General features: G+C 71.5%; 2 protein-coding genes. Both read right to left on the bottom strand.

Features of this window, described 5'->3' with window-relative positions:
- Positions 1-19 precede the first annotated feature (19 nt).
- Positions 20-238: an MbtH family protein gene (locus FB390_RS09830; RefSeq protein ID WP_141808682.1), complete on the bottom strand. Its 219-nt coding sequence runs from the start codon at positions 236-238 to the stop codon at positions 20-22.
- Entirely contained in the window at positions 235-25,623 is a 25,389-nt protein-coding gene (locus tag FB390_RS09825) for a non-ribosomal peptide synthetase (protein WP_141808681.1), read from the bottom strand. The genes FB390_RS09830 and FB390_RS09825 overlap by 4 nt, the downstream gene beginning before the upstream one ends.
- Between the last annotated feature and the right edge of the window lie 2 nt (positions 25,624-25,625).

The following is a 25,625-nucleotide window of genomic DNA, read 5'->3' as shown; positions in this document are numbered from 1 at the left end:
TCGGCGCGCCCCCCACATTTCAGTTGGCCTTCGGGGTCATGGCGGCGATCAGGGACTTGGGTCGCATGTCGGTCCAGTGGGTTTCGACGTACTCCAGGCAGGCGCTGCGCGGGGCGGCGCCGTAGGCGATGGTCCAGCCGCTGGGGACGGCGGCGAAGACGGGCCACAGGGAGTGCTCGCCCTCGGCGTTGGTGAGGACGTAGAACTGGGCGTCATCGTCGTCGAACGGGTTTGTCATAGTTCACCTTTCGTGAGGCTGGGACGGGTTCGTGCGCGGTCGGTGTCGGCCAAGGCCGCGGTCAGCACGTGGCCGATGCGGGCGAGCGCGGATTCGGCGGTCATCCGCCAGTGGGTGGCCGTGACGGCGTGGTTGTGCACGGTCCCGTCCACGGCGTCGGCCCAGCCGGCGGCTCCGGTGGCGCCGGTCGGGTCGTCCAGGGCGGCGGTGAAATACACCAGGTTGCCCTTGTAGCTGCGGGGCCGGTAGCCGGTGAGGAGTTCGAGGGAGCGGGTTCCCGCGTCCAGCACCCGGCCGAGCCGTTCGGCGCCGAAGGAGGCGAACGGTTCCGGCAGTTCGGCGATGCGCTCGGCGAGCGCGGTGAGGTCGAGTTCGGTGTCCGCGTTGGCCGCCTGTTCACCGAGCAGTCCGCCGAGCAGGTCGGCGAGCGGCACGGTGGTCTCGGCCACCGATTCGGTGCGCGGGCTGTCCATCATGGCCAGCGTCGCGACATGCTGCCCCTCGTCCTGCAACTGGATCGCGACGGCGTGCGCGAGAACGCCGCCGAGCGACCAGCCGAGCAGGTGGTACGGCCCCTCCGGCCGCACGGCGCGGATCTCCGCGACGTAGCGCCGCGCCCAGTCCTCGATCGAATCCGGCAGGGGCTCGGCGGAATTCAGCACCGGCGATTGCAACCCGTAGATAGGCCGCTCCGGATCGACGTGCGCGGCCAAACCGGCGAACGACCACGCCACGCCGCCGACCGGGTGCAGGCAGAACAGCGGCTCTTTGCTGCCGCCCGGCCGCAGCGGAAGCAGCACGTCGAAGGCCGCCGCCGCGTCCACCCGGCCCCGGCCGGACCTGGTCAGCTCGAGCTGGGTGACGAGCCCGGCGGGCGTCGGCGCGGAGAACAACCAGACGACCGGCACCGGTTCGCCGAGCTCCGCGCTCAGCCGGGTGGTCAGACGGGTGGCGAGCAGCGAATTGCCGCCGCGCTCGAAGAAGTTGTCGTCCACGCCGATTCGCTCCGTTTCCAGCACCTCGGCGAAGACGGCGCACACGGTGTGTTCCAGTTCCGTTGCCGGAGCGCGGAACTCGCGCGCGGCCAGTTCGGGCCGAGGCAATGCGGCGCGGTCCACCTTGCCGTTGGCGTTGAGCGGCAGCGCGTCCAGTCGAACGAGCACGGCGGGCACCATGTAGCTGGGCAGCGCCTCGGCCAGCGCGGCGCGCAGTGCGTCGAGGTCCGACGCGGTGTGCGAGCGCTCGGTGTCGACCGGCGTCGAGGCCGTGAAATAGCCGACAAGCATGGCGTTCTCACCATCCGCCCGGTGCGCGGCGACGACTGCCTCCGCGACCTCCGGCCTGGCGCGCAGCGCGTGCTCGATCTCGGCGAGCTCGATGCGGTAGCCGCGCACCTTCACCTGGAAATCGCGTCGTTCCACGTAGCCGAGGTTGCCGTCGGAGCCCCAGCGCACCATGTCGCCGGTGCGGTACAGCCTGCTGCCCGGTGCGCCGAACGGGTTGGCCACGAAGCGTTCCGCGCTCAGGTCCGGCCTGCCGTGATACCCGCGGGCCAGCTGCGCGCCGCCCAAGTACAGCTCGCCGGTGACGCCCGCGGGGACCGGGTGCAGCCGGTCGTCGAGGACGTAGACCTGGGTACCCGCCTCGGGCGTACCGATCGGCACGGTGCCGGTCGACACCGCCGTCTCCGCGCCGGTCGACCTCCGCGCCGCCGAACCGACCGCTGTGCGGTACCGAGTCACCGAAACCGCCGCTTCCGTCGGCCCGTACAGATTGTCGACCCGCGCATCGGTGAGCGCGCCGACCTTGGCGAGGGTCGCCGCGGGCAACGCCTCGCCGATCACCAACAGCCTGCGCAGCGAGCGGGGCAGTCTGCGTCCGCCGGACACCTCGGCCAGCATGGCGAGCAGCGACGGCACCAGCGTCATCGTGGTGACCGAGGCCCGGCGGACCAGGTCGAGCACCCCTTCCGGGTCACGCTGCGCGCCGGTCGGCGCGAGCACCACGCGCGCTCCGGTGCGCAGCGCCCACCAGAATTCCCACACCGAGAGATCGAACGCGGCCGAGGTCATCAGCAGCGCGGCGTCGTCGGCGCCGAGGCGGTACTCCGACTGTATCCAGTCGAGCTGGTGCGCGACGGCGCGGTGCGGGACCGCGACGCCCTTCGGAACACCGGTCGAGCCGGACGTGAAGACGACGTACGCGGTGTGCCACGGCGACAACGCCCGCACCCGCTCCGTGTCCCGGACCGGTGCGGCGTCGACGTCCTCGGGGACCGTCGTCATGTCGAGAAGCACCTCGTGATCGGACACCGCCACGGGCAGCATCGGCCTGCGCGCGGACGTGAGCACCAACTCCGGATTCGCTGCGGCAAGCACGCCGGTGGTCCGATCGAGCGGATGGTCCGGGTCGAGCGGCACGTAGGCGCCGCCCGCCGTCACCACCGCGTACATCGCGACGAGCAGGTCGACGCTGCGCGGTACGGCCAGTGCCACCAGTGTTTCCGGGCCGATGCCGCGGCCGATCAGCACCCTGGCCAGCCGGTTCACCCGCGCGGCGAACTCGGCGTAGGTCAGGGTGTGCGCGTCGTCGACGACGGCGACCGCGTCGGGCGTACGCGCCACCTGCTTCTCGAACGCGGTGACCAGCGTGTCCGGCGCGAACTCACGGTCGGCGGCGTTCCACGCGACGAGCATGCGTTCGGTCTCGGCGTCGTCCAGCAGGGGCAGGTCGCCGACCGGCCTGCGCGGCGTGGCGCACACGGCTTTCAGCAGCCGCTGCAACCGGCCCGCGAAGCCGGCGACGGTCGCCTCGTCGAACAGCGCCGTGGCGTAGGTGATCGTCGCGGCGAGTCCCGAGGGCACGCCTTGCGCGTCGTAGCGATCGGTGACCACCAAGTGCAGGTCGAACTGGGAGACCTCGGAATCGAAGTCGACCGCGGTCGCGGTCAGCCCGTCCAGCGTGAAGTCGGCCTCGGCCTGGTTGTGGAACGAGAAGCCGACCTGGAACAGCGGGTGCCGCGCCGTGGAGCGCTCTGGATTCAGCACTTCGACCAGCCGCTCGAACGGGACGTCGGCGTGCGCGAACGCCGCGAGATCGGCGGCGCGCACCCGTTCGAGCAGCGCGCTGAATCCGTCGCTCGCGTCCACCCGGGTGCGTAGGACCAGGGTGTTGACGAACATACCGACCACATCGTCGAGTTCGGCCGCGCCGCGACCCGCAACGGGCGTGCCGACGGCGATGTCGCCGGTGCCGGACAGCCGCGCGAGCAGGGCGGCGAAGGCGGCGTGCACCACCATGAACAGCGTGGCGCCCGACGTGCGACCCAATTCCACCAGGGCCGCGTGTGTTTCGCCGTCGACCGCGAAATCGACGTGCCTGCCGCGAGTGGACACGACCGCGGGCCGCGGTCTATCCGTCGGCAGCGGCAGCTGCGCGGGCAGTTCGTCGAGTGCCTCCATCCAGAACCGGAGTTGGCGCGCCACGAGAGATTCCGGGTCGTCCTCCGCGCCGAGCAATTCCCGCTGCCACAGGCTGTAATCGGCGTACTGCACCGGCAACGGCGCCCATTCCGGCGCGCGCCCCTGCTTGCGCGCCGCGTACGCCAGCATCACGTCCCTGGCCAGCGGAACGAGCGACGAACCGTCCGCCGCGATGTGGTGCACCACCACGACGAGCACGTGTTCCGTTGCCGCCAAAGCGTTCTCGGACACCGGCCGGAAGAGCCGTGCCCGTAGCGGCACCGCGTCGGTCACGTCGAAACCCGCGCCGACGAAATCCGCGACGGCGATGGGCAGATCATCGATCGGCACCTCGATCGGCGCGAGCACCGGGGTGCCCGCGTCCTCGACCGGCAGCACCACCTGCACGGGTCCGGCCGTCCGCTGCGGGTAGACCGTCCGCAGCACCTCGTGCCTGGCCACCACGTCGGCGATGGCGGCGTTCAACGCGGCGACATCGAGTGCGCCGCTCAGCCGCACCGCGAGCGGGATGTTGTAGGCGGTGGACTGGCGGTCCAGCCGGTTGAGGAACCACATGCGCTGCTGCGCCAGCGACAGCGGAACCGGCTCGTCGCCGCTGCGCGCGAGCAGCGCGGGGCGGGCGGGCGAGGTGTCTCCACCGGCGAGCTCGGCGGCCAGGTCCGCGACGGTCGAGTGCTCGAACACGGTGCGTACGCCTACGGTGACGCCCAGCGCCGCACCGAGTCGCGCGGCGAGTTGCGTCGCGGTGAGCGAGTTTCCGCCGAGCGCGAAGAAGTCGTCGTCCAAACCGACCTCGTCGATCCCGAGTAGGGCGGCGACGGTCGAGGCGACCGTCCGCTGCACCGCGGTCACCGGCGCGCGGAACGCGGCAGCGCGGAATTCCGGTTCCGGCAACGCCTTTCGATCGAGCTTCCCGACCGGCGTCAATGGCAGCGCATCGAGGACCATGATGGCGGCGGGCACCATGTAGGCGGCCAGCGAACGACCCGCGAAGGCGGTCAGGTCCGCGGTGTCCACCGTGTGCCCCGGCGCGGCGACCACGTAGGAAACCAGCGAGACGACACCATTGGCATCGGTGTGCCCGACGGTCACCGCGTATTCGACGGACTCGTGCGCGCCGAGCACCGCGTCGATCTCACCCAGCTCGATCCGCAGACCGCGCACCTTCACCTGGTGGTCGGTGCGGCCGAGGTGCTGGAGCGCGCCGGAGGCGGGCCCACCGCCCCTCGTCGAATCGCTTCGCAATGCGGGCACCCATCTGACCAGATCACCGGTCCGGTAGATCCTGCCGCCTTCGGGCCCGTAAGGGTCCGCGACGAACCGGCTCGCCGAAAGACCCGCCCGCGCATGGTATCCGCGCGCCAAGCCGGGTCCGCGCAGGTACAACTCCCCCGCGACACCCACGGGCACCGGCCGCAACCGGTCGTCGAGCACGAGCGCGGACATGCCGTGGATCGGCGAGCCCATGTCGAGCGGATCACCCGGCCGCATCCGCGCGCTGATCGTGGTGATGACGGTGGTCTCGGTGGGGCCGTAGGTGTTGTACATCGCGCGTCCGACGCCCCAGCGCCGCACCACATCCGGGCCGTAGGCCTCACCGCCGACGGTCAACTGCCGCAGCTCCGGAAGTCGCGCCGGATCGAGGGTTTGCAGGACCGCCGGGGTGATGAAGGCGTGGGTCACCCGCCGATCGCGGATCAGCGCCGTCAGCTCGGACCCGCCGTAGACGCTCGCCGGTGCGACGACCATGGTCGCGCCCGCCGAGAGCGCCATCAGCAGCTCCAGCATCGAGGCGTCGAAACTGGGCGAGGACACGGCGAGCACTCGCGCGTCGGCGGTCACCGAGTACCGATCCCGTTGCGCGCGAGCGATGCCCGCGATGCCCGCGTGCGTCGCCAGCACGCCCTTCGGCACACCCGTCGAGCCCGATGTGTAGATCATCCACGCCGCGTGATCGGTGCGCATGGGCCGCACCAGCTCGTCCGCGCCGAGCGGAGCTCCGCTGGTGTGCCGAGTCCGCGCGATGGTGGCGGGTGTGTCCAGCGCCAGCCATTCGACGGCGGCGGGCAGTGCGGCGTGGACCGCGTCGATCGTGAGGCCGAAGACCGCGCCGGAGTCGGTGAGCATGTGCGCTGTCCGGTCGGCCGGATAGGTCGGATCGACCGGGACGAACGCGGCGCCCGTCTTGGCCACCGACCACACCGCGAGCAGCGCCTCGGCCGAACGCGGGATGGCGATCGCGACGACGTCCTCCGCGCCGATGCCGTGCCCGACGAGCACCCTGGCCAAGCGTGTGGACTGCTCGTCCAGCTCGCGGTAGGTCAGCTCGCGGGCACCGCAGACCACGGCGATGCCGTCCGGGTTCATGGCGACGGCCGCCGCCATCAGCTCGGCGAGAGTCCGCTGCGGCACCGCCTCGGCGCCGCGCCTGGCGAGCAGTTCGGCGCGCTCGGCGGGCGCGAGCAGCTCGACCGCGCCGATCGGGCGTTCCGGCTCGGTGGTCAGCGCGCCGAGGACCCGGCCGAACCGGCGCAGCAGCCCTTCGGCGGTGTCCGCGTCGAACAGATCGGTCGCGTAATTCAGTTCGACCGTGAAGTGTCCGTCGGCGTCGAGGTCCGCGGTCACGGTGAACTGGAGGTCGAAACGCGCCACCGGCTCGTCGAATTCGACCGTAGCGAGCTCGAGCCCCGGCACGGCGAAGGTGTCGTCCCCGGTGTTCAGGTAGCTCAGGGCGACCGTGAACAGCGGATGCCTAGCCTGCGTCGTCGCCACGCCGAGTTCGTCGACCACCCGCTCGAACGGCACGGTGGCGTGCGCGAACGCCGCCAGATCGGCGGCCCGCGTCTCGGCGAGCAGTTCGGTGAAGGACTGTTCGGGACGTGGCCGGGTGCGCAGCACCAGCGTGTTCACGAACATGCCGACCAAGTCGTCGAGCGCCGCCGCGCCACGGCCCGCGACAGGGGTGCCGATCGCGATGTCGCCGGAACCGGAGAGCCTGGCCAGCAGTACCGACAGTGCCGCGTGCACCACCATGAACGGCGTCGCTCGGTGGGCACGTGCGAGTTCGCGCACCCGCGCGCCGACGCCGATCCGGGCGCGCGCGTTGCCGCCGCGCTTGCTCGCGACGGGCGGACGTGGACGGTCGGTGGGCAGGGCCAGATCCTCGGGCAGTTCGCGCAGCGCCTCGCGCCAGAACGAAAGTTCCTCGGCCGCCGCGCTTTCTACCAACGCTGTCTGCCAGACCGCGTAGTCCGCGTACTGCGCGGCCAGCTCCGGCCACGCCGGTGCGGCGCCGATCACGCGAGACACGTAGGCGGAGACCAGGTCTCGTAGCAGCGGCCGCATCGAGTATCCGTCGGCGGCGATGTGGTGCAGCACCGCGACGAGCACCCGGCTGGTCGGATTCTCGCGCAGCAATACCGCGCGCACCGGAACCTCGTTGGTGACATCGAAACCGGCGGCGAGGAATTCGGCGATCCGACCTTCGATGCTGCCCGCATCGACCGGTTCGACGGCCAACCGCACGGGCGCCGGCTCCACGGGCAGGATCACCTGGTGCGCCGTGCCGTCGGCCCCGGCGGGATAGTAGGTGCGCAGCACCTCGTGCCGCGCGACCACGTCGGCGAATGCCGCGCCGAGCGCCACCTCGTCCAGTTCGCCGCGAATCCGCATCGCGACCGGGATGTTGTGCGCGGCCGACGACGGATCGAGCCGGTTGAGGAACCACATGCCGCGCTGCACGGGCGCCAACGGCACCGGCTCCGGACGCGGACCCGCGATCAGCGGAACGACCGAATCCGTCGCCGCCGCGGCGATTCCCGCCGCCAGCGCACCGACCGTCGGCGCCTCGAACAGCAGCCGCACGGGCACTCGCCTGCCCAGCCTTTCGCCGAGCCTGGCCAGCACCCTCGTCGCGCTGAGCGAGTTTCCGCCGAGATCGAAGAAGCTGTCCTCGACACCGACCGGCCCGCGACCCAGCACGTCCTCGAAGGCGGCGGCCACCAGACGCTCGGCCGGGGTGACAGGAGCCGTGTAGGCACGGCGGTCGAACACCGGCTCCGGCAACGCCTTTCGGTCCAGCTTGCCGGAGGCGTTGAGCGGGAAAGCGTCCAGCACCACGAAAGCCGAGGGCAGCATGTAGGACGGCAGCGTCGCCCGCGCCGCGGCGCGCAGCGCGTCCTGGAGATCTGCGGTGTTCTCCGGCGTCGGCACGACGTAGCCGACCAGGTGATCGCCGACCACCAGCGCCGCGGCTCGGGCCACGCCACGCACCCCGGCCAGCACCGCCTCGATCTCCCCGAGTTCGATGCGCTGGCCGCGGAACTTCACTTGGAAGTCCGTGCGTCCGAGGTACACCAGCTCAGCGGAGCCCCCGCCGGTGTCCCAGCGCACGAGGTCGCCGGTGCGGTACATGCGCTCGCCGGGAGCGCCGAAGGGGTTGGCCACGAACCGATCCGCGGTCAAGTCGGGTCGGCCGTGGTAACCGCGGGCCAGTTGGGTCCCGGCCAGATACAGCTCACCCGCCACACCGGGCAGGGTCGGCCGCAGGCGCGAATCCAGCACGTAGACACGGCTGTTCCACTCGGGGTTGCCGATCGGCATCACGGTGCGCTCGGTCTCGCCCGTCACGTCCCGGTAGGTGATGCTGACCGCGGCCTCGGTAGGTCCGTACAGGTTGTGCAGCCGCGCATCGCTCACCGCGCCGAACCCGCGGACGGTCTCGGCGGGCAGCGCCTCCCCGATCACGAAGACGGTGCGCAGCGCGACCAGACGCTGTCCGGTGCTGTGCACGTGTCCCGCGAAGACGCTGAGCATCGACGGCACGAAATCGGTGACGGTGACGCCGTAGCGGCCCATCACCTCGGCGAGGTAGCCCGGATCGCGGTGCCCGTCCGGCGTAGCGAGCACCACGGTCGCGCCGACGCGCAGCGGCAGGAAGTAGCCCCACAGCGAAACGTCGAAGGTGGTCGCGGTCTTCTGCAGATACACGTCGTCGGCGCGCAGCCGGTATTCCGACTGCATCCAGGTCATCTGGTTGACGATCGCCGCGTGCGAAACACTGACGCCCTTCGGCTTTCCGGTCGATCCGGACGTGAAGATCACGTACGCCGGGTTCCCCGGGTGGATCGGCGCGCCGCGCTCCTCGGTCGCGATGGGATCGTCGGCGTAGCCGTCCAGCGCGACGGTGTCCACGCACACCGTGCGTCCGGTGTAGCCGAGTCCGGCACGGTCGCGTTCGGTGGTGAGCAACGCGGCGGGCCGCGCGGTGTCCAGGATGTGGGCGATGCGCTGGGCGGGATGGTCGGGATCGATCGGCACGTACGCGCCGCCCGCCTTGAGTACGGCGTACATGGCGAGCACCAGGTCCGTGGATCGCCGAATGGCCAGAGCCACCAGCGATTCCGGGCCGACTCCCGCCTCGATGAGATGGCGGGCCAGCCGGTTGGCGCGCTGATCCAGTTCGCCGTAGGTGAGCACCGTGGCGGGCGCGCCGCCGTCGGGGACGTACACCAGCGCGGGATCGTTGGGCGTGGCGGCGGCCTGCGCCTCGAACTCGTCGAGCAGCATCTCCGCCACGAACGCGGTGTGCGCGGAGTCGTTCCATTCGGTGACCACCCTGTGCGACTCGCCCGCGCCGAACAGGTCGATGTCACCGACCGGCAGGTCCGGGTCCGCGATCACCGCGGTCAGCAGCCGCAGGAACCGCTCCCCCATGGTGTGGATGGTGGCGGCGTCGAACAGGTCGGTGGCGTAGGTGAAACGCACCGCGTCGTCGGAGACCGTGAGCTGTAGGTCGAAACGCGTTGTCTCGTAGTCGAACTCGTACTCCGCCACGGTCAGGCCCGGTAGCCGGACCGCGATCGGCGAGAGATTCTGGAAGAACAGCGCGACCTGGAACAGCGGGTGCCGCGCCTGCGAGCGCGGCGGGTCGAGCACCTCCACCAGCCGCTCGAACGGCACCTCGGCATTCGCGAACGCGTCCAGGTCGCCCTCGCGCACCCGCCGCAACACGGCCGCGAAGGAGTCCGCGCCGGGCACCTCGGTGCGCAGCACCAGCGTGTTGACGAACATGCCGATCAGGTCGTCCAGCCGACGTTCGCCGCGCCCGGCGATCGGCGCGCCGACGGCGATGTCGGCGGTGCCGGAGAGCCGCGCGAGCAGCACCGCGAGCGCTGCGTGCACCACCATGAACGGCGTCGCGTCGTGCCGCGCCGCCAGCGTGGTGATGCCCGTCCGCACCACCGGGTCCAGTAGCAGGGTGGCGCTCGCGGCGGCGTGCGAGGCGACGGCCGGGCGCGGGCGGTCGGCGGGCAGATCCAGCTGGGCGGGCAGCCCGCGCAGCGTACGCCGCCAATAGTCCAGCTGACGGGCAGCGATCGACTCGGGATCGTCCTCAGCGCCGAGCAGTTCGCGCTGCCAGAGCGCGTAATCGGCGTACTGCGCGGGCAGCGGCGTCCAGTCCGGCTCCCCGCCGGCGACGCGCGCGGCGTAGGCGGCGGCGAGATCGCGGGCCAGCGGTCCCATCGAGAAACCGTCGGCGGCGATGTGGTGCACGACGAGGGCGAGCAGGTGCTCGTGCTCCGACAGCTCCGCAAGCCCGATCCGCAGCGGCACCTCGGCGGTCACGTCGAACGGCGTGGCGACGAATTCGACGAGGGCCGCGGCCGGGTCGGCGGAATCCAGCTCGGTGATCGACGGGACGGCGGCGTCGAGTATCCGCTGGTGGCCGACGCCGTCGCGGTCCGGGTAGACGGTGCGCAGCGTCTCGTGCCTGGCGATCACGTCGGCGATCGCGGCGGTCAGCGCCGCCGTGTCCAGCTCGCCGACGAAGCGGATGGCGACCGGGATGTTGTTGACGGTCTCCCCGGGATCGAAGCGGTTCAGGAACCACATGCGCTGCTGAGCGGGCGAGAGCGGGATCGTCTCCGGGCGCGGTCCCACGGTGAGTGCGGGGCGGCGAGCCACTCCCGTGCCCTCGACCGCTCGCTCGGCGAGCGCCGCGACGGTCGGCGCGTCGAACAGCGCCCGCACCGGGATGTCCGTGTTCAGCTCGGCGCCGAGCCGCGCGGCAAGCTGGGTGGCGATCAGCGAGTTGCCGCCGAGCGCGAAGAAGTCGTCGTCCGCGCCGACCCGTTCGACGCCGAGCAGCTCGCCGAACAGCGCCGCGACGGTCCGTTCGGCGTCGGTCTCCGGTGCGCGGAAGACCGCCGCCTCGACGACGGGCGCGGGCAGCGCCTTGCGGTCCAGCTTTCCGGAGGAGTTGACCGGGAACTCGTCGAGCACGACGAAGGCCGAAGGCACCATGTAGCCGGGCAGTTCGGCGACCAGCCGCGCGCGCACGGCATCGATGTCGATCGACGCGCCGGTCAGGTACGCGACCAGCTGGTCGGCGCCGGACACCTGCCCGCCCCGTACGACCACCACCGCCTGGTCGACCGCGGCCACGGAGGTGAGGGCGGCCTCGATCTCGCCGAGTTCGATGCGTAGACCGCGCAGCTTCACCTGGAAGTCGGTGCGGCCCAGGTATTCCAGTTCGCCGCTCGCTGTCCAGACCACGAGATCGCCGGTGCGGTACATACGTTCGCCGGGCTCGCCGAAAGGAGTGGCCACGAACCGATCCGCAGTCAACTCAAGCCGCGCCACATAACCGATCGCCAGCTGCCCGCCCGCCAGATACAGCTCACCCGGCACGCCGACGGGCACCGGCCGCAGCCGGGCGTCCAGCACCAGCAGCCGGGTGTTGAACACCGGCCTGCCGATCGGCACCGAGTCCGCGTCCGCGTCGGTGACCTCGTGATACGTCACGTCCACGGCGGCCTCGGTCGGGCCGTAGAGGTTGTGCACCCGCACCCCGAGAACCCGCCGCGCCCGCTGTGCGACGGCGGCGGGCAGCGCCTCGCCGGACGCGAAGACCCGGCGCAACGCGGCGCGCTCGCGCGCCAGCGGTTCGCTGAGGAACACCGCGAGCAGCGAGGGCACGAAATGCACCGTGGTGACGCGCTCGGCCGCGATTAGCCGGGCCAGGTACGCGGGATCGCGGTGACCGTCATGGCGGGCGACGACCAAGCGGGCGCCGACTTGCAAGGGCCAGAAGAACTCCCACACCGACACGTCGAAGGTGGCGGGCGTCTTCTGCAACACCGCGTCGTCGGGACGCAGCCCGTACCGATCCTGCATCCAGACCAGCCGGTTGACGATGGCGGCGTGCGACACCGCGACGCCCTTGGGGCGGCCGGTGGAGCCGGAAGTGAAGATCACGTACGCGGGGTGCCCCGGCGTGAGTTCGCCGATCCGGTCGGCGTCGGTCAACGGGTCGTCGGCGAGGGCGGACAGATCCAGGCGATCGATCCGGACCTGCCGCACCGTGGCGACTTCCAGATCCATTCCGGAGGTCAGCACGCACACCGGACGCGCCGTGGCCAGCACGTACTCGATGCGGTCGGCCGGGTGATCGGGATCGATCGGCACGTACGCCCCGCCCGCGGCCGTCACCGCGTACATCCCGACGACCAGGTCGAGCGAGCGCCGCATGCCGAGTGCCACAAACGAATCCGGGCCGACGCCCTGGGTGACCAACCAGCGCGCCAAGCGGTGCACGCGAGCGGCGAACTCGCCGTACTCGAGGCTGGTTCCCTCGAAGGTCAGCGCCACCGCCTCCGGCGTACGCGCGACCTGCTCCTCGAACAGCGAGATCAGCGTGTGCGAGCTGGTCGCGACCGGGTGCGCGGTGTCGTTCCACCGCTCGAGCACCAGCGAACGCTCGGCCGGATCGAGCAGTTCGATGTCGCCCACTCGGAGAGCCGGGTCGCCCACCACGGTCTCCAGGATTCTGATGAACCGCGCCGCGAAGGCCTGGACCGTGGCTCGGTCGAACAGGTCGGTCGCGTAGCGCAGCAGCGCGCGCAGCGCCGTGCCCGAGCCCTGGCGATGTTCGACAAGCTCCAGCGCCAAGTCGAACTGCGCGACCCGATTGTCGAGCGGGTAGGCCGACACCTCGAGCCCCGGCAACTCGAGCACCGTGTCGTCGCGGTGCTCGAAGGTCAGCAGGGTCTGCACGATCGGCGAATGCGATTGCGAGCGAACGGGATCGATCTCCTCGACAAGACGCTCGAACGGCAGGTCGGCATGGGCGAAGGCGCGCACGTCGACCTCGCGTACCTGCCGCAGCAGGTCGGCGAAGGACGCGTCGGCGCGCACCTCGGTGCGCAACACGAGGGTGTTGACGAACATGCCGACCAGCTCGTCCAGCGCCTGTTCGGCGCGTCCGGCGACCGGGGTGCCGATCGCGACGTCCTCGGTCCTCGCCAGCCTGCCGAGCAGGGTGGCGAAGGCGGCGTGCACCACCATGAACGAGGAAACGCCGTGTCGCCGTGCGAGTTCCGCGATCGCCGAGGTCAGTTCGGCGGTGACCGCGAATTCCACCGCGGCGCCTCGCCCGGTGGCGACCGGCGGACGCGCGCGGTCGGTGGGCAGTTCCAGCACGGGCGCCAAGTCGGCCAGCTCGGCGCGCCAGTGCGCGATTTGCTTGACCAGCACCGAGTCCGGATCGGCGGGCGCGCCGAGTACTTCGTGCTGCCACAGCGTGAAGTCGGCGTATTGCACCGGGAGCGGTCGCCACTGCGGGGCGGTGCCCGCGCTGCGAGCCGTGTAGGCGACCATGAGGTCGCGGGCCAGTGGCGCGGTGGACACGCCGTCGGCCGCGATGTGGTGCACGACGACCACCAGCACATGGTCATCCGCCGCGGCACGGAACAGCTTGGCGCGAACAGGTATCTGGCCGCGGAGGTCGAACGGCAATGCCGCGAAGACCGCGACGGACTCGGGCAGTTCCGCCTCGGAGACCGCCACCGGGTCCACTTCGAGCGCGGGCACTTCCGCGCGCACCGACTGGAACGGCCCGGCGCCATCGGACGGGAAGACCGTACGCAGCGACTCGTGCCGTGCGATCACGTCTCCGAGCGCGGCGGCCAGCGCCGCGGTGTCCAACGCGCCGGTCAGCCGGATGGTGATCGGGATGTTGTAGACCGCCGATTCCGGATCGAGCCGGTTGAGCAGCCACATCCGAGTTTGCGCCAGCGACAGGGGAATCCGCTCCGGCCGCGGACCCGCTACCAGAGCGGGACGGGACTCGACCGGCCCGGCCGAATGGCGCACGCGCTGCGCGAGTTCGGCCACCGTAGGCGCCTCGAACACCTCGCGCACCGTGAGCGCGCAGCCCAGCGCCGCGTTGGCGCGGGCGACCAGCCGCATGGCGAGCAGCGAATTCCCGCCGCGCGCGAAGAAGTCGTCGTCCGCGCCGATGCGCGCCGATCCACCGAGCAGATCGGCGACCAGGGCGGCGAGCACCGATTCCGCGCCCTCCCGAGGCGCGCGGTAGGCCACCCCGCTGCCGCTGACCTCGACCTTCGGCAGCGCCGCGCGATCCAGCTTCCCGACCGTGGTGAGCGGCATCTCGTCCAGCGCCACCAGGTGCGCGGGCACCATGTAGCCGGGCAGCCGCTCGCGCACCGCGTCCAGGACGGCGTCGGCCGCGACCTCCCCGCTGACATAGCCGACCAGACATTCGTAGCCGGAGCTGTCCTTCGCCACCAGCACGGCCGCGTTGGTCACGCCGGGCACACCGGCCAGCGCCGATTCGATCTCACCGAGCTCGATCCGCTGACCGCGCAGCTTGATCTGGAAATCGTTACGGCCCAGATAGATCAGATCGCCCGAACGGTTCCAGCGGACCAGATCGCCGGTGCGGTACATCACCGCGCCTGGCACACCGAACGGGTCGGCCACGAACCGCTCGGCGGTCAGCCCGGAGCGACCGTGGTAGCCGCGCGCCAGCTGGTCGCCCGCGAGGTAGAGCTCGCCGGGCACGCCGACCGGCACCGGCCGCAGCCGCGCGTCGAGCACGTAGACGCGGGTGTTCCAGCACGGACGCCCGATCGCCACGTCGCGGCCGGAAGCCACGTCGGCGTCGGTGAATTCGTGATAGACCGCCGAGATGGCCGCCTCGGTCGGGCCGTAGGCGTTGTGCACCGCGCCGTCGAAGCTGCCGCGGATCGCGGCGAGCAGATCGGGTGTCAGCGCCTCACCGCCGCAGTGCAGGTGCCGGAACGAGCGCAGCGCGTCGCCCATGCCCTCGCCGATCAGCGCGGCGAGCACCGAGGGCACGTATTCGGCGATGGTGATGCCGTGTTCGCGCAGCAGTCCGGCGAAGTAGGCCAGGTCCAAGTGTCCGCCGGGTCTGGCGATCACCAGCGGCGCGCCGACCGCGACGGGCAGGAAGCATTCCCACACCGAGACGTCGAAGGTCAGCGGCGCGCGCTGCAGGATGCGGTCGGCCGCGGTCACCTCGTAGCGGTGCTCGAGCCAGCGCAGCTGGTTCATGATGGCGCGGTGCGTGACAGCGACGCCCTTGGGCCGTCCGGTGGAGCCCGAGGTGAACAGCACGTAGGCGGTGTTGTCCTGGCGCAGCGCGGCGCGGCGCTCGGCGTCGGTGACCGGCTCGGCCGACCAGCCGGACAGGTCCAGCTCGGCCGGACGCAGCACGCGCGCGTTCAGCGGCGGCAGTTCCGCGCCGCCGACGACGAGAACCAGTGCGGGCTCGGCACTTTCGATCCCCTGCGCCAACCGGTCCGCCGGATGCGTCGGGTCGAGCGGCAGGTACGCGCCGCCCGCGCGCACGATCGCGAACATCGCCACCAGCATGTCCAGCGAGCGCAGCGCGGCCAGCCCGACGATCGTTTCCGGGCCGACGCCCTCGGCGATCAGGCGCCGAGCCAGCCGGTTCACCCGCGCGGCCAGCTCGCCATACGTGAGCGTCGCGTCCTCGAAGGTCACCGCGCGGGCGTCCGCGTCGGCGGCGGCGCGCACCGTGAGCAGGTCGTCGAGAGTCTCGGCGGGCAGTGCGCGCGCGGTCGCGTTCCGGTCGGAGAGCAGCATTCCGCGCTCGGCGACGGACATCAGCTCGACATCGCCGACCGCGGTCCTGGTGTCGCGCGCCATCGCGCGCAGCATCCGCTCGAACCCGGCGAGGAGATCGGTGACCGTGCGCTCGTCGAACAGGTCCAGCGCGTAGTGCAGGTGCACGTCGATGCCGTCGGGTTCGCCGTCCGCGTCGTAGCGGTCGGTCAGTGTCCAGTCCAGGTCCAGCTGGATCGGGGCCGGGCCGATGTCGAGCGCGGCGATGGCGAGGCGCTGCAAACGGAAGTCGGGCTTCGTCTGGTTCTGGAGCGTCAGCGCCACTTGGTAGATCGGCGAATGCGCCTGTGAACGAACGGGATTCAACGTGTCGACCAACTGCTCGAACGGCACCGCCGCGTGCTCGAAGGCGGCCAGGTCGGCGGACCGCACCTCGGCGAGCAGTTCGGCGAGGGTGGCCTCGGCGCGCACCTCGGTGCGCAGCACGAGGGTGTTGACGAACATGCCGACGAGCTCGTCCAGCGCCTCGTCGCCGCGCCCGGCCACCGGCGCGCCGACGACGATGTCGCCGCTGGCGGCCAGCCTGCTCAGCAGCGCGGCCAACGCGGCGTGCAGCACCATGAACGGCGTGACGCGGTGTTCGGCGGCCAGCTCCTGGATGTCGCGGTGCAGTGCGGCGTCGAGCCGTCCGACGACCGCGCCGCCACGGTTCGAGGCCACCGCGGGACGCGGGCGGTCCGAAGGCAGCGCGAGAACCTCGGGCAGACCCGCGAGGCGGTGCGTCCAGTAGCGCAGCTGGCCGGCCAGCACCGAGGTCGGGTCCGATGCGTCGCCCAGCGCGTCCCGCTGCCAGAGCGCGAAATCGGCGTACTGGACCGGCAACGGACGCCATGCGGGAGGGGACCCCGCGCAGCGCGCGACGTAGGCGGCGGCCAGATCGCGGGTCAGCGGCGCGAAGGACCAGCCGTCGGCCGCGATGTGATGCACGACGAACAGCAGCACGTGTTCCTGCTGCGCGCCACCGTCCGCGACGTGGAGCAGCCTGATCCGCAGCGGCACTTCGGAAGTCACGTCGAATCCGGTGTCGGCCGCCGCGGCGATCAGCGCGGGCAGGTCGGCCGCGCGCACTGTCTGCGGCGCGAGGTCGACGAGCCGGGTACCGGCCGGCAGCACCAGCTGAGTGGCCGCGCCGTCGTGTTCGGGGTAGAGGGTGCGCAGCGTTTCGTGTCTGCCGATCACGTCGGCGACGGCCGCGTCCAGCGCGGCCACGTTGAGCGCGCCGGTCAGCCGCAGCGCGAACGGGATGTTGTAACCGCCTCCGGCGCTGTCGAATCGGTTGAGGAACCACATGCGCTGCTGGGCGATCGAGAGCGGGACGGACTCGCCGCGCTTCCGTGCGAGCAGCGGCGGCAGCGTCACCGGCGCGGCGGGTCCGTCGAACCTCAGGTACGGCGCGAGTTCACGCACGGTGGGCGCGTCGAACACGGCGCGCACCGGCACCTGCGCTCCGGTCGCTTTGGACAGCCGCGCGGCGAGCTGGGTAGCGATGAGCGAGTTTCCGCCGAGCGCGAAGAAGTTGTCGTCCGCGCCGACCCGTTCGGCGCCGAGCAGGGTGCGAAAGATCTCGGCGACAAGGGTTTCCGCAGGACCGCTGGCCGCGCGGAACTCGACGGTCCGCGGCGCGGGCGCGGGCAGCGCCCGGCGATCCAGCTTGCCGGAGGCGTTCACCGGAAAGGCGTCCAGCACGACGAATTCCGCGGGGGCCATGTAGCCCGGTAGTCGGCGGGCGATCTCCGCGCGAACCAGATCGAGATCGAGCGCGGCCTCCGGCACCAGGTACGCCACCAACTGGTCGCCGGTGCCGTGGTCGTCGCGCACCAGCACGGCGGCCTGGGCCACCCCCGGAGCCGCGAGCAGCGCCGTCTCGATCTCGCCGAGTTCGATGCGCAGGCCGCGCACCTTCACCTGGAAATCGGTGCGGCCGAGGAACTGCACCTCCCCCGCAGCCGTCCAGCGCACCAGGTCGCCGGTGCGGTACATCCGAGCGCCCGGGGCGCCGAAGGGATTGGCGACGAAGCGATCTCCGGTCAGATCGGCGCGGCCGAGGTAACCACGGGCCAGCTGCGCACCGGCCAGATACAGCTCGCCGGGCACGCCGACCGGGACCGGCCGCAGGCGCGCGTCGAGGACGTACATCCGGGTGTTCCAGACCGGCCCGCCCATCGGCAGCGCGCCGGTGTCCGCGTCGGTCACCTCGTGCGCCGACACCTCGACCGCCGTCTCGGTGGGCCCGTACATGTTGTGCACCCGCGCCGAGGTGAGCGCGCGCATCCGCTGCGCGGTGGCGGCGGGCAGCGCCTCACCCGAGCAGAAGACGTGCCGCAGGCTGGGTGTCTCGGGTTCCTCGGCGACGAACGCGGCGAGCATCGACGGCACGAAGTGCGCCGCGGTGACGCCCTCGCGCCGGATCAGCTCGGCCAGGTAGGCCGGGTCGCGGTGACCGTCCGGGCGGGCCAGCACCAGCCGCGCGCCGACCTGCAACGGCCAGAAGAACTCCGGCACCGACACGTCGAAGGCGACCGGCGTCTTCTGCAACAGCACGTCGTCGCCGTCCAGCGCCACGTACGCCGACTGCATCCAGCGCAATCGGTTGACGATCGCGCCGTGGCTCACCGCGACGCCCTTCGGCTTGCCCGTCGAACCGGAGGTGAAGATGACATACGCGGTGTTGCCGGCGCGTAGCGTGGCGCGGCGTTCAGCGTCTGTGATCGGGGCGTCGGAGTAGCCGGACAGGTCGAGCCGGTCGATGCGGACCTGCGCCGCGGCGAGGTCCGGATCCGCGCCGGAGGTCAGCACCGCGACCGGAATCGCCGTGGCGAGAATGTGTTCCGTGCGCTCGGCCGGATGGTCCGGGTCCAGCGGCACGTAGCCGCCGCCCGCCGCCGTGATCGCGTACATGCCGACCACCAGGTCGATGCCGCGCCGCATGCCGAGCGCCACCAGCGAATCCGGGCCGACGCCCTGCGCGATCAGCCAGCGCCCCAGCCGGTTTACCCGCGCGGCAAGCTCGGCGTAGGTAAGGGTCTCGCCCTCGAAGGTGAGGGCGGGGCGATCGGGGGTGCGTGCGACCTGCGCGGCGAACAGCGAGGCGAGCGTTGCCGTTTCGTCGACGGGATGTTCCGTGTCGTTGAACCGGTCGAGCACGAGTGCGCGCTCCTCGGCGTCGAGCAGCTCGATCTCGCCGACGCGCGCCGTGGCGTCGGCGGCCACCGCGACGAGCATCCGGCGCAGCCTTGCGACGACCGCCGCGACCGTCGCGGCGTCGAACAGATCCGTGGCGTAGCGCAGGCTGCCGCTCAGTCCGTCGGCGCCCTCGGCGAGCACCAGGTGCAGGTCGAATTTCGCGCTGTCGTCCGGGATGTCGATCGGCTCCACGGTCAGCCACGGGACCTCGACCGCCGACAGCGCCCGCGGGGCCGCGCCGAAGCTGAGCAGCACCTGGAACAGCGGATGCGCGCCGGTGCTTCGGTCGACATCCATCGCGTCGACCAGCTGCTCGAACGGCAACTCGGAATTGGCGAACGCGGCGAGATCCGCGTCGCGCACCTCGCCGAGGAAATCATCGAACGCGGTGTCCCAGGCGACCCTGCTGCGCAGCACGAGCGTGTTGACGAACATGCCGATCATGTCGTCGAGTTCGCGTTCACCGCGCCCGCCGACGGGCGAACCGACCACGATGTCATCGGTGCCGCTCGAACGCGCAAGCGTGGCGGCGAAGGCGGCGTGCAGCACCATGAACAGCGTCGCGCCGTGCCGGGCGGCCAGCGCGCGCAGCCCGGCGGCCACCTCGGGATCGATCGCGAAATCGACGGCCGCGCCGCGCCGGCTGGGGAGTGCCGGACGCGGACGGTCGGTGGGCAGCGGCAGGTCGGCGGGCAGGCCGTCGAGGGTGTCGCGCCAGAACCGTAGCTGCCGGTACGCCAGATCGCCGGGCCGCTCCGGCGCGCCGAGCAGCTCGCGCTGCCAGAGGCTGTAATCGGCGAATTGGATGGGCAATTCGGCCCAGTCCGGCCGCCGGCCGATCAGCCGGGCGCGGTAGGCGCGGATCAGATCGGTGACGAGCGGCGTCATCGAGAGCGCGTCGGCCGCGATGTGGTGGACGACGAACACCAGCGCGTATTCGTCATCGGGGACGCCGCGCGCGTCGTCGATCCGGTCGAGGGTCAGCAGCGCGACGCGCGCGGGCAGCTCGGTGGTGACGTCGAAGCCGCCGCCCGCGATGGCCGCGATGGTGGCGGCCAGTTCGGCGCGCTCGACCGGCACCGGATTCAGGCTCAGTCCGATGTCGTCCGCGTCGATGATCGACTGGTAGGGACCGTCCTCGCTGTCCGGATAGCTGGTCCGCAGCGATTCGTGCCTGGCCAGTACGTCGAGCACGGCGCGCTCCAGCGCGCGTACGTCGAGCCTGCCGGTCAGCCGCAGCACGACGGGCAGGTTGTAGACGCCTGGCGAAGAGTCCTCGCTCTCGATGCGATTGAGGAACCACAGCCGCTGCTGGGCGGGCGACAGCGGAATGCGGTCCGGCCGCTCGCGCCGCGCCAGGGGCGGCCGGGTCACGCCCGCCTCGGCCAGCTCGGCAACGGCCGCGGCGAAGCCCTCGACCGTCGAGGCTTCGAAGAGGGTGCGGACCGGGACGTGCGCGCCGATCGCCGCGCCGGTGCGAGCGGCGACCTGCGTGGCGTCCAGCGAGCTGCCGCCGAGCGCGAAGAAGTCGTCGTCCAGTCCGGCGCGCTCCACCCGCAGCACCTCGGCGAACACGGACGCGACGAGCCGCTGCGCCGCGTCGACGGGCGCGCGAAAACGGTTGCCGCGCAATACCGGAAGCGGCAGCGCCGCACGATCGAGCTTGCCGCTGGTGTTCAGCGGGAATTCGGTCAGCTCGACCAGTGCGGTCGGCACCATGTACGCGGGAAGCACCCGGCCGAGACCGGACTTCAGCGCGTCCAGGTCCAGTTCCGCGCCGGGTACCGCGACGACATAACCGGCCAGATAATCGCCGGTCTCGGCGGTCACCAGCCGCACGGCGGCCTGACCGATCTCGGGCGCGGCGAGCAGCGCGGTCTCGATCTCGGCGAGCTCGATGCGCTGGCCGCGGAACTTCACCTGGAAATCGACGCGGCCGAGGTAGACGAGTTCGCCGTCCTGGCTCCACCGCACCAGGTCGCCGGTGCGGTACATGCGCTCACCGTGGACGCCGAAAGGGTTGGCCACGAAGCGGTCAGCGGTCAGGTCGGCCCGGCCGTGATAACCGCGTGCCAGCTGGTCCCCCGCCAGGTACAGCTCGCCCGGCACCCCGATCGGCGCGGGGCGCAGCCGCGAATCCAGCACGTAGACCTGCGAATTCCACTCCGGCTCACCGATCGGCACCAGCGGTGTGTCGTCGGCGGTGACCTCGCGATAGGTGATGGACACGGCGGCTTCGGTGGGGCCGTACAGGTTGTGCAGCCCGGCGTCGCAGACAGCGTGGAAGGCCGCGACGGTCTCGGGCGGCAGTGCCTCGCCGATGACGAAGACGTCGCGCAGCGAGCGCAATTCGTCGGCCTCCGCGTGCGCGGCGAACACCGCGAGCATCGACGGTACGAAGTCGGTGAGCGTGACGCCCTGTCTGGCAATGGTTTCCGCGATGTAGCGAGGGTCGCGGTGGCCGTCCGGGGCGGCGAGCACCAGGCTCGCGCCCGCGCGCAGCGGCAGGAAGTAACCCCACAGCGAGACGTCGAAGGTGATCGCGGTCTTCTGCAAATACACATCGCCCGGACGCAGCCGGTATTCGTCGTGCATCCAGGCCAGCTGGTTGGCGATGGCGCGATGACTGACCGCCACGCCCTTGGGTCGCCCGGTGGAGCCCGAGGTGAAGATGACATAGGCCGGGTGCTCGGGGTGCAGCGGCGAGGTCCGTTGTTCGTCGCCGATCTTGGCGGCCGAGTATTCGGCGAGGTCCAGTTCGTCGACACGGTGCACGAGAACGGTCGGCGGCACCGTGCCGGGCGGTGTGAAACCGGCGGCGCGGGTGGTCAGGATGGTGTGCGGTGCGGCAGTGTCGATGATGTGGCCGATGCGTTCGGCGGGGTGCGAAGGGTCCACCGGCACGTAGGCGCCGCCCGCCCGCAGCACCGCGTACATCGCGATCACGAGGTCGATCGAACGCGGCATCGCCAGCACCACAAGCGATTCCGGCCCGACGCCCGAGGCGATCAGCAGCCGCGCCAACCGGTTGGCGCGGTCGGAGAGCTCGGTGTAGGTGAGCTGGGCGCCGCCGTCAGCCACGAGGGCGATCGCGCCCGGGGTGCGCCGGACCTGGTTGTCGAAGCCCTCGTGCAGGAAGCGGTCGGCGACCCGGTGGCCGCTGGCGTTCCAGCTCGCGGTCACGTAGTCGAACTCGCCCGCGTCGAGCAGTTCGATATCGCCGACCGGAGCGTCCGGCGCGGCGAGGGCAGCGCGCAGCAGGCGGACGAACTTCGCGGCGAACTCCCCCACGGTCGCCGCGTCGAACAGATCCGTGGCGTAGGTGAATTCGGCGCGATAGCCGTCGGCGGCGGTGGGTTCGGACAGCGTCAGCTGGAGATCGAACTTGACGAAGCCGGATTCGAAATCGACCAGCTCCGTGTCGAGTTCGGGCATGGCCAGCGCGACCGGCGCCATGTTCTGCATGAACAGCGCGACCTGGAACAGCGGATGCCTGCCCCGCGAGCGCGCCGGGTTCACCGCCTCGACCAACTGCTCGAACGGAATGTCGCGGTGGGCGAAGGCGCGCAGATCGCGTTCGCGCGCGTGCCCGACGAGCTCGGCGAAGCTCGCGGCGGCCGGCACCTCGGTGCGCAGCACGAGGGTGTTGACGAACATGCCGACCAGGTCGTCCAGCGCGGGCTCGCCCCGGCCCGCGACGGGAGTGCCGATGGCGATGTCGGAGGTGCCGGAGAGCCGGGCGAGCAGCGCGGCCAGCGCGGCGTGCAGCACCATGAACGGGGTCGCGCCGCAGCGCGCGGCGAGCCGTTCCACGGCGGCGCGCAGGTCGGCGTCGAGCGCGAATTCGTGGGTGGCGCCGCGGTAGGACGCGACGGCGGGGCGCGGGCGATCCGACGGCAGGTCCAATTGCGCTGGCAGCTCGGCCAATTCGGACTTCCAGAAACGCAACTGACGCGCCGCCGCCGAGTCCGGGTCGTCCTCGGCGCCGAGCACCGCGCGCTGCCACAGCGCGTAGTCCGCGTACTGCACCGCGAGCGGCGACCAATCCGGGGCCGTGCCCGCCCGGCGCGCGGTGTAGGCGGTGACCAGGTTGCGCATCAGCGGACCGAGCGAGACACCGTCGGCGGCGATGTGGTGCACGACGAGCACCAGGGTGTGGTCCCGCGGCCCGCTGCGCAGCAGGCGCACCCGCACCGGGATCTCCTCGGCGACGTCGAAGCCCTGGCTCGCCACGGCGCGCACCGCCTCGGCGAGCCGCTCGACGGGAATCTCCGAGGGCGTCAGATCGAAGACGGCGTGTACCGACCGCACCACCTGCGCCGGGCCCGCCTCGGTCTGCGGGTAGACGGTGCGCAGGATCTCGTGGCGCGCGACGAGATCGGTGATCGCGGCCGAGAGCGCGGAGACGTCCAGCGCGCCGCGCATGCGCAGCGCCACTGGAATGTTGTCCACCGCGGCGTTGTGCGCGGTCCGGTCCGAACTCGAATCCGCGCCGAGCCGGTTGAGGAACCACATGCGCCGCTGCGCGGGCGAGAGCGGGATGTGCGCCGGGCGCGGGCCCGCCGCCAGCGCCGGACGCGGCGTCGCGGAGCCGGACAGCGCGGCCACCGCCGCCACCGTCGGCCGATCGAAGAAGTCCCTGACGTCGATCGCGACGCCGAGCGCGGCCGAGGCCCTGGCGATCGCCCGCGTCGCGAGCAGGGAGTTGCCGCCCAGCGCGAAGAAGTCGTCGTCAGCGCCGACTCGCGGCGCGGCGACCAGGTCGGCGAAGATCTCCGCGACCAGGCGCTCGGCCTCGGTGGCCGGTTCCCGGTATTCGACGGCCGCCGCGCCGAAGTCGGGATCGGGCAGCGCGCGCCGATCCAGCTTGCCGTTCGCGTTGACCGGCATCTCGTCGAGCACCTGCACCAGCGTTGGCACCATGTATTCCGGCAGGTGCGCACGCGCGGTGTCCAGCACGGCCGCGGTGTCGACGACGCCGCCCGCCGCCACCACGTAGCCGACCAGGTGATCGCCGCCCGCGTGCCGGTGCAGCACCACCGCGGCCTGGGCCACCTGCTCGTCGCGCAGCAGGCTCGCCTCCACCTCGCCGAGTTCGACGCGCAGTCCGCGCAGCTTGACCTGGAAGTCGGTGCGGCCCAGGTATTCCAGCTCGGACGGTCCGCCGTCCACCCCCGGCGTCCAGCGGACCAGGTCGCCGGTCCGGTACATCCGCTCACCCGGCGCGCCCTCGGGATTCGCCACGAACCGGTCCGCGGTGAGGCCGGGACGGGCGACGTAGCCGCGGGCCAGCTGGACGCCGGAAAGGTACAGCTCGCCGACCACGCCCGCCGGAACCGGGCGCAGGTTGTCGTCGAGGACGAGCAGTTCGGTGTCGTCGGCGGGGACGCCGATCGGCACGCTGGTGGTGTCGGCGGCGGTCACCTCGTGCGCGGTCACGTCCACCGCGGCCTCGGTCGGCCCGTACAGGTTGTGCAGGGTCGCGCCGCTGACGTCGCGGAAGGCGGCCGCGGTGGCCGCGGGCAGCGCCTCGCCGGAGGCGAACACCAGGCGCAGGGTGTCGACGGCGGTCTCGATCTCGGGTTCGGCGACGAAAACCGCGAGCATGGACGGCACGAAATGCGCGACGGTGACGCCGCATTCGGCGATGGCCCGGGCCAAGTAGGCCGGATCGCGGTGGCCGTCGGGCTCGGCGATCACCAGACGCGCGCCGATCTGCAAGGGCCAGAAGAACTCCCACACCGACACGTCGAAGGTGAACGGCGTCTTCTGCAACACCACATCGTCTTCGGTCAACCGGTAGAGGCGCTGGCGCCATCGCAGGTTCGCCAGGATCGAACGGTGCGAGACCGCGACGCCTTTCGGGCGGCCGGTCGAGCCGGAGGTGAAGATGACGTAGGCGGTGTTGTCCGCGGCGGGCAGCGGCAAGAGCTCTCCATCGGATTGCCGACCGGCAGCGCCGAGCTGTCGGCCCGCGGCGCGCAGAGCTGCCTCGAATTCATCGATGCGCAGCACCCGGCTGTCGGCAAGCGACTCCGGCTGGTCGGCGGTCGTGGTGAGCACCAGAGTCGGCGCCGCGGTCTGGAGCACGTAGGCGATGCGCTCGGCCGGATGCTCCGGGTCGATCGGCACGTACCCGCCGCCCGCCTTCAAGATCGCGTACATGCCGACGAGCAGTTCGAACGAGCGCCGTACGGCCAGCCCGACCAGGGCGTCCGGTCCGACACCGAGCTCACGCAGCCGCCGTGCCAGCGCGGTGGCGCGCGCGTCGAACTCGGCGTAGGTGAGGGTGGCGTCACCGCATTGCAGCGCGACGGCGTCGGGGGTGCGCCGCACCTGCTCCTCGAATTCGCTGACCAGCGTCTCGACCGGGGTGAACGCGGTCGGCAGCACGTCGGCGGCGATCAGCAGCGCGTCGTCGAGCAGCCGGTCGAGCACCGCGCCGAGCGCGCCGTCACCGGATTCGAGCAGCTCGGGAAGCCTGCCGGAGATCACCACGGAGACAAGGGCATCCGGGCTCAGGCCACCGCCCATGGCCGCGCCGAGCGCCGCGACCTCGGCGGCCAGCGCCGCGTAGCCGATGGCGGTGTCGCCGTGCCGCAGCGCGATCCGGTCGGGCGCAAGGTCGGCCACGGTCTCGATGAGGCCGGGTAGATCTTCGACGCCGTAGGCCCGGCGCAGCATGGTGTGTCGGGGGTTGTTGCGGTTGCCGAGCCCGCTGGATGCGACCGATTCCGCGTGAGACATCA

This window comes from Nocardia bhagyanarayanae (assembly GCF_006716565.1).
GTDB classification, from domain to species: domain Bacteria; phylum Actinomycetota; class Actinomycetes; order Mycobacteriales; family Mycobacteriaceae; genus Nocardia; species Nocardia bhagyanarayanae.
This window is presented reverse-complemented; position numbering and strand designations above follow the sequence as displayed.

What these genes read in the sequence shown, in the direction of transcription:
- FB390_RS09830 (WP_141808682.1), bottom strand. Translation starts at nt 238, where the DNA reads ATGACAAACCCGTTCGACGACGATGACGCCCAGTTCTACGTCCTCACC.
- FB390_RS09825 (WP_141808681.1), bottom strand. Translation starts at nt 25,623, where the DNA reads ATGTCTCACGCGGAATCGGTCGCATCCAGCGGGCTCGGCAACCGCAAC.